The following is a 4455-nucleotide window of genomic DNA, read 5'->3' on the forward strand; positions in this document are numbered from 1 at the left end:
AATCATAGGCACGGGAATAAACCTTCCCCGGATCTTTATCCAGCAACTCAACAGTCTCAGGAGAGGGAGAGGTAAAGGGATGATGTTTTGAATCCCACCTTTTCTCCTCTTCATTCCATTCAAAGAGAGGAAAGTTTGTGACCCATAAAAGTTCAAATTTTTCTTTCTCTATAAGGTTAAAGAGATTCCCAAGATACAATCTTACTTTACCAAGTAACTCCAAAAACTCATCACCTTTCCCTGCAAACAATAGAATAGTATCCCCTTCACTGGCATAATTTTTAAATCTGTTCCTTTGCTTATCACTTATAAATTTTGACAGAATTGAAGAAACTTTATCAGAAATGGAATAAGCTATCACACCGGATAATCCAATATCTTTAACCCTCTCCTCTATCTCTTTTAACTCTTTTCTTGACAGAATCTTGTCTTTTATCACAAACCCTTTGACTCTTCCACCCTCTTTTATTGCGTTTTTAAATAACTTAAAATCTGAATCTAAAAAAATATCTGTAAAATCAATTATAGGAAGTGAAAATCTCAAATCAGGCTTATCTGAACCATACTTCTCCATTGCTTCAGAATAAGATATTCTCCTTAAAGGAATCGAAATACTAATATTTAAAGTTTCTTCAAAAACTTTCTTAATCATTCTCTCAACAACATCCATAATGTCATCTTCAGAGACGAAGGACATCTCTATATCAATTTGTGTAAACTCTGGCTGTCTGTCTGCCCTTAAATCCTCGTCTCTAAAGCACTTTGCAATCTGGAAGTATCTATCTATACCTGAAATCATGAGTATCTGCTTGAAGAGCTGAGGAGATTGGGGAAGGGCATAGAATTTTCCAGGATATATGCGTGATGGAACAAGAAAATCTCGTGCTCCTTCAGGAGTGCTCTTTGTAAGTATAGGTGTTTCCACCTCCCAAAATCCCTCATTTATTAGAAAATTCCTCACAATATTTGTAACCTTTGATCTAATGTATATATTTCTCTTCATAAATTCTCTTCTTATGTCAAGGTATCTATATTTAAGTCTTAAAAGCTCATTTATTTCACTTTTTGAATCAATTTCAAAGGGAAGGGGATCTGATCTATTCAACACCTCCATCTCTTCAGCAATCACCTCCACCTCACCTGTGGGGATTTTGTCATTTATATTCTCCTTTGGTCTTTCCCTAACAGTTCCAACAACTTTAAGAACCCACTCCAAACCTATCTCTTTAACTCTTTTATGGAGAGTTTTATCCTTCTCTGGATCAAAAACTATCTGGACAAAACCACTTCTATCCCTTAATTCAATAAAGGTTAAACCGCCAAGATCTCTAATTGTTTTCACCCATCCAAAAAGAGTTAGTTTTTTACCAACATCACTTTTGTTTATTTCACCACAATACTTACTCCTCTCCATTTCTTTCCTCCAATTGCTTGATTCTTTCCTTTATATCCATAAAGGAAATCTCCTCCTGAACCTTCTTTGATAAGTCTCTTAAAATTACATTTCCCCTCTTCTTTTCCTCTCCTCCCACTATTATTAGATAAGATGCACCTCTCTTTACTGCATCAGTAATACCAGACTTTAGTTTTTTAGATTTATATGGAATGAGTACACTGTTTCCTTCTTCTCCCAAATCCATGTATAACTTGAACGCATCTATATAATCTGCCTCTGAAATGGGAAGTATATAAATTGTTTTTCTTTTTCTGTAAGGCAAATTTCCAGTTTTCTCAAGAAGAATCATCAATCTCTCTATTCCTATGGCAAATCCAACACCTGGCGTTTTCTTACCTCCCATACTCTCAGAAAGATCATCGTATCTACCGCCACCAAGAACAGCATTCTGAGCTCCCAAATCACCCGATTGAACCTCAAATACAGTTCTTGTATAATAGTCAAGTCCTCTTACAAGTCTATTGTCAATTTCATACCTGACACCAAGAATATCAAGGAGTTCAAGAACTTTCTTGAAATGTCCTTTACACTCATCACATAGGAAATCTATGATTCTTGGAGCTTCCTCTGTTTCTCTTTTACATGATTCCTTCTTACAATCAAGTATTCTTAAAGGATTAGAATAGAACCTTCTCTTACAATCATCGCATAGCTTCTCATATCTTGGCTTTAGATACTCTCTCAGCGCCTCTCTATACTTCGGTCTGCACCTTTTACATCCAATACTGTTTATCTTCACACTTAGATCTTTAAGTCCAAGTTTCCTTAGTATGATAAGAGCCAAATCTATAACCTCCACATCAAGGTATGGACTCTCATCACCCAATGCCTCAATTCCAAAATGGAAGAACTGCCTCTGTCTCCCCTTTTGAGGTCTCTCATATCTAAACATTGGTCCAAAGTAGTATAACTTCACAGGTTGTGGGAGAGACTTCATACCATGTTCAATATACGCTCTCATCACAGATGCTGTTCCTTCAGGTCTTAAGGAAAGGTCTCTTCCTCCTTTATCCTTGAATGTGTACATCTCCTTCTCTACAATATCAGTATTCTCACCAACACTTCTCTCAAAAATTTCCCTATGTTCAAAGATCGGAGTGATAATTTCTCTATAACCAAAACTCTCAACAATTTTTCTTATGGATGAAATTACAATGTATAGCGATTCTGTTTTATCTGGAAGAATATCAGGACATCCCTTTGGACCTTTGATCATCTCTTAACCACCTTTAAAAATCTTCTCTTTCCAACTTTTATAATCATACCATTCTTTACATCTATTATGATCTCTTCAGGTTTTACCTTTTTCCCATCAATAGATACACCTCCCTGTAAAATTAATCTTCTTGCCTCACTTTTTGAAGATACAAGATTCTGATCCTTTAAAAACTCTACGAGATTGATCTTATCCTCTACAATTTCAACAATAGGAATATCTTCTGGTATCTCCCTTTTACTGAAAATTTTTATAAAATTATCTCTTGCCCTTTTGGCATCCTCTTTTGAATGAAATCTTGAAACAATCTCTTCAGCTAAAAGAAGTTTAAAATCTCTGGGGTTTTCTCCTTTGTCCATCCTCTCTTTAAATTCCTCAATCTCGTCTGGATCTCTATCTGTGAGAAGCTCAAAATACTCAATTATAAGGTGGTCTGGAATACTCATAATTTTTCCAAACATATCTTTGGGAGGTTCATCTATTCCAATATAATTTCCAAGACTCTTTCCCATCCTCTTTTCTCCGTCAATTCCTCTAAGTATTGGCATAAGAATTGCAACCTGGGGTTCCTGACCCATATCTCTTTGGAGATCTCTGCCAAACAAGAGGTTAAATTTCTGGTCACTTCCTCCTAACTCAACATCTGCCTTTATCACTACTGAATCGTATGCCTGCATGACAGGATATAGAAACTCGTGTAGATATATGGGAACTCCCTTTTTATACCTGTTAAAGAAATCGTCCCTTTCAAGTATCCTTGCTATTGTAAAATGTGAGGCAAGTTCTACAATCTCTTTCATCTTTAAGGGAAGAAGCCACTCACCATTGTATCGTATCTCTGTCTTTTCTCTATCCAGAATCTTAAATGCCTGCTTACTATAGTATCTGGCATTCTTTTCAATCTGCTCTGGAGTAAGGCCACTCCTTGCTTTATCTCTACCAGATGGATCTCCTATCATTGCAGTTCCACTCCCTATAATAAGCACTACATGATGTCCAAGTCTCTGAAAATCCCGAAGCTTATTTAAAACTACAGTGTGTCCGAGATGTATGTCTGGAGCTGTGGGATCAACACCAAGTTTTACAATAAGAGGTTTGCCTCTCTTTAACTTCTCTACAAGTTCCTCCTCATTGATTATCTCTAAGGTTCCCTTTTTAATTATCTTTAACTGTTCTTTTATATCAATCATAGCACTCTCCTTGGAAAGGAATTTACAAATATTTTACTATATATACTTCAAGAGTAAAGGTTTCTTATAAAAATACATTTTGCTAAAATTTTTCAGATAAAATACATAAATTTATGTTATAATATATAATAAGGAGATCGGAGAGTGCGAGAACCTTTGAGATTTTTAAAAGGAGGTAAGCTAAAATGACCGCACTTTTAGCAATTATTGGTGGGGCTATTTACATCATAGGCTACATGGTCTATGGTAAGGGTCTTGAGAGAGAGGTAGTTAAAGCAGATCCAAACAGACCAACGCCTGCTGTGAGATTGAGGGATAATGTAGATTACATGCCAGCAAATAAGTTTGTCCTCTATGGACACCATTTTGCTTCCATTGCTGGCGCTGGTCCAATAGTGGGACCTGCACTTGCTATGGTCTGGGGATGGTTACCAAGTATTCTCTGGATTTGGTTAGGTAACCTTTTTATTGGTAGTGTTCATGACTATCTTGCCTTAATGGCTTCGGTAAGATATGATGGTAAATCGGTTCAGTGGATTTCTGGTAAGCTTATGACACCAAAGACAAAGTATGCATTTGAGCTCTTTGTATAT

4 protein-coding genes are annotated in these 4455 nt (G+C 36.3%); 1 reads left to right on the forward strand and 3 read right to left on the reverse strand.

Features of this window, described 5'->3' with window-relative positions:
• The 3 genes from aspS to J7J33_03105 form a co-directional block, all read right to left on the reverse strand.
• The coding region (gene aspS, locus J7J33_03095) for an aspartate--tRNA ligase (protein ID MCD6168276.1) at positions 1 to 1414 on the reverse strand (1414 nt) is incomplete at its 3' end.
• Complete coding sequence (locus tag J7J33_03100) at positions 1401 to 2672, reverse strand: histidine--tRNA ligase (GenBank protein MCD6168277.1); 1272 nt, start codon at positions 2670 to 2672, stop codon at positions 1401 to 1403. The genes J7J33_03100 and aspS, both read right to left, overlap by 14 nt.
• Complete coding sequence (locus J7J33_03105; protein ID MCD6168278.1) at positions 2669 to 3859, reverse strand: tyrosine--tRNA ligase; 1191 nt, start codon at positions 3857 to 3859, stop codon at positions 2669 to 2671. The genes J7J33_03100 and J7J33_03105 overlap by 4 nt, the downstream gene beginning before the upstream one ends.
• 188 nt (positions 3860 to 4047) lie before the next feature.
• On the opposite strand from J7J33_03105, the gene J7J33_03110 reads away from it, so the two are divergent.
• A partial coding sequence (locus J7J33_03110) for a carbon starvation protein A (protein MCD6168279.1) occupies positions 4048 to 4455 on the forward strand: 408 nt, incomplete at its 3' end.

The sequence above is a fragment of the Caldisericia bacterium genome (genome assembly GCA_021158845.1).
In the GTDB taxonomy this organism is placed as follows: Bacteria; Caldisericota; Caldisericia; order B22-G15; family B22-G15; genus B22-G15.

Excerpts from the sequence above, each read along its gene's own strand:
- J7J33_03100 (MCD6168277.1), bottom strand. The coding sequence starts at position 2,672 with ATGATCAAAGGTCCAAAGGGATGTCCTGATATTCTTCCAGATAAAACA.